We start from the raw sequence: 3,275 nt of genomic DNA on the forward strand, positions 1-3,275 counted from the left end.
ACTGTTCTTTAAAAAATTGGAAACAAGCTGAAAACAAGAGATTTTCGAGAGAAAGTCTGAGTAGGCAAAATAGGAAAGTGAGAAGAGGGAACTGAAAAGGGAGCTCTGAAAGCAAACCTGTTTTGTGATAAATCTTGATTGAACAAAAGCAATCAAGTGTTTAGTTAAATTAAAAATGCGCATCAAATTGACCGCACTTTGAAGTGAAAACTTAAAGTGATTGAAAACATTTGAGGTTGTATAGTTAAGTGACTAAGCGTACAAGGTGGATGCCTTGGCAATCAGAGGCGAAGAAGGACGTGCTAATCTGCGAAAAGCTTGGATGAGTCGATAAGAGGCGTTTAATCCAAGATATCCGAATGGGGAAACCCAGTGGATGAAGAATCCACTATCAACGAGTGAATCCATAGCTTGTTGAGGCAAACCGGGAGAACTGAAACATCTAAGTACCCCGAGGAAAAGAAATCAACCGAGATTTCGTCAGTAGCGGCGAGCGAAAGCGAAAGAGCCTGTTAATGATAACAGCAGAGATAGAGGAATAAGCTGGGAAGCTTAGCGACACAGGGTGATAGCCCCGTACTCGACATCTAGGCTGTGGTACTAAGTTAACGAGAAGTAGGGCGGGACACGTGATATCCTGTTTGAAGAAGGGGGGACCATCCTCCAAGGCTAAATACTCCTGATTGACCGATAGTGAACCAGTACTGTGAAGGAAAGGCGAAAAGAACCCCGGTGAGGGGAGTGAAATAGAACCTGAAACCTTGTACGTACAAGCAGTGGGAGCCTGAAAGGGTGACTGCGTACCTTTTGTATAATGGGTCAGCGACTTATATTTTGTAGCGAGGTTAACCGAATAGGGGAGCCGAAGGGAAACCGAGTCTTAACTGGGCGACGAGTTGCAAGGTATAGACCCGAAACCCGGTGATCTAGCCATGGGCAGGTTGAAGGTTGGGTAACACTAACTGGAGGACCGAACCGACTAATGTTGAAAAATTAGCGGATGACTTGTGGCTGGGGGTGAAAGGCCAATCAAACCGGGAGATAGCTGGTTCTCCCCGAAATCTATTTAGGTAGAGCCTTGAGCGGACACCTTTGGGGGTAGAGCACTGTTTCGGCTAGGGGTCCATCCCGGATTACCAACCCGATGCAAACTACGAATACCAAAGAGTGATACTCAGGAGACACACGGCGGGTGCTAACGTCCGTCGTGGAGAGGGAAACAACCCAGACCGCCAGCTAAGGTCCCAAAGTCTATATTAAGTGGGAAACGAAGTGGGAAGGCTTAGACAGCTAGGATGTTGGCTTAGAAGCAGCCATCATTTAAAGAAAGCGTAATAGCTCACTAGTCGAGTCGGCCTGCGCGGAAGATGTAACGGGGCTGAAATATAGCACCGAAGCTGCGGCATCAGGCGTATCACTAATACGCCTTACGATTAACAACCTAGAATGGCGCAAAGCGACATGAAAGGTTGTTCAAGCAACCCGAACGTTGAGTCGGCGCATATTGGAAGTAAGGATTATTAGTGATACGTCTGTTGGGTAGGGGAGCGTTGTGTAAGCGGAAGAAGGTGTGTTGAGAAGCATGCTGGACGTATCACAAGTGCGAATGCTGACATAAGTAACGATAAAACGGGTGAAAAACCCGTTCGCCGGAAGACCAAGGGTTCCTGTCCAACGTTAATCGGGGCAGGGTGAGTCGGCCCCTAAGGCGAGGCTGAAAAGCGTAGTCGATGGGAAACAGGTTAATATTCCTGTACTTGGTAAAGCTGCGATGTGGGGACGGAGTAGGTTAGGTTATCGCACTGTTGGATATGTGCGTTTAAGTTGGTAGGTGGGAAGTTTAGGCAAATCCGGACTTCCTTAACACTGAGAGATGATGACGAGGCTCTACGGAGCTGAAGTAACTGATACCACACTTCCAGGAAAAGCCACTAAGCGACAGGCTTTACTAAACCGTACTGAAAACCGACACAGGTGGTCAGGTAGAGAATACTCAGGCGCTTGAGAGAACTCGGGTGAAGGAACTAGGCAAAATAGCACCGTAACTTCGGGAGAAGGTGCGCCGGCGTAGATTGTAAGGGTTTTCCCCTGAAGGTTGAACCGGTCGAAGATACCAGCTGGCTGCAACTGTTTATTAAAAACACAGCACTCTGCAAACACGAAAGTGGACGTATAGGGTGTGATGCCTGCCCGGTGCTGGAAGGTTAATTGATGGTGTAATCGAAAGAGAAGCTCCTGATCGAAGCCCCAGTAAACGGCGGCCGTAACTATAACGGTCCTAAGGTAGCGAAATTCCTTGTCGGGTAAGTTCCGACCTGCACGAATGGCATAATGATGGCCAGGCTGTCTCCACCCGAGACTCAGTGAAATTGAAATCGCCGTGAAGATGCGGTGTACCCGCGGCTAGACGGAAAGACCCCGTGAACCTTTACTATAGCTTGACACTGAACATTGAATTTTGATGTGTAGGATAGGTGGGAGACTTAGAAGTAGTCACGCCAGTGATTATGGAGTCGTCCTTGAAATACCACCCTTTAACGTTTGATGTTCTAACGAAGATTGCGGAACGCGGTCTCGGACAGTGTCTGGTGGGTAGTTTGACTGGGGCGGTCTCCTCCCAAAGCGTAACGGAGGAGCACGAAGGTTTGCTAATCACGGTCGGACATCGTGAGGTTAGTGCAATGGTATAAGCAAGCTTAACTGCGAGACAGACAAGTCGAGCAGGTACGAAAGTAGGTCATAGTGATCCGGTGGTTCTGAATGGAAGGGCCATCGCTCAACGGATAAAAGGTACTCCGGGGATAACAGGCTGATACCGCCCAAGAGTTCATATCGACGGCGGTGTTTGGCACCTCGATGTCGGCTCATCACATCCTGGGGCTGAAGTAGGTCCCAAGGGTATGGCTGTTCGCCATTTAAAGTGGTACGCGAGCTGGGTTTAGAACGTCGTGAGACAGTTCGGTCCCTATCTGCCGTGGGCGTTGGAGAATTGGTTGGGGCTGCTCCTAGTACGAGAGGACCGGAGTGGACGCACCACTGGTGTTCCGGTTGTGTCGCCAGACGCATTGCCGGGTAGCTAAGTGCGGAAGAGATAAGTGCTGAAAGCATCTAAGCACGAAACTTGCCAAGAGATGAGTTCTCCCAGGTTATAAACCTGTAAGGGTTGTTTAAGACTAAGACGTAGATAGGCGGGGTGTGTAAGTGATGTGAGTCATTGAGCTAACCTGTACTAATTGCCCGAGAGGCTTAACTATACAACGCTCAAGTGTTTTTGG

The 3,275-nt window shown here is 48.7% G+C and carries 1 rRNA gene; it reads left to right on the forward strand.

The features are described from left to right. Positions 1–242: 242 nt before the first annotated feature. A 23S ribosomal RNA gene (locus tag ABW51_RS09390) occupies positions 243–3,254 on the forward strand. The last annotated feature ends 21 nt before the right edge of the window (positions 3,255–3,275 follow it).

It is taken from the genome of Haemophilus sp. C1, assembly GCF_001276515.1.
Lineage (GTDB): Bacteria > Pseudomonadota > Gammaproteobacteria > Enterobacterales > Pasteurellaceae > Haemophilus.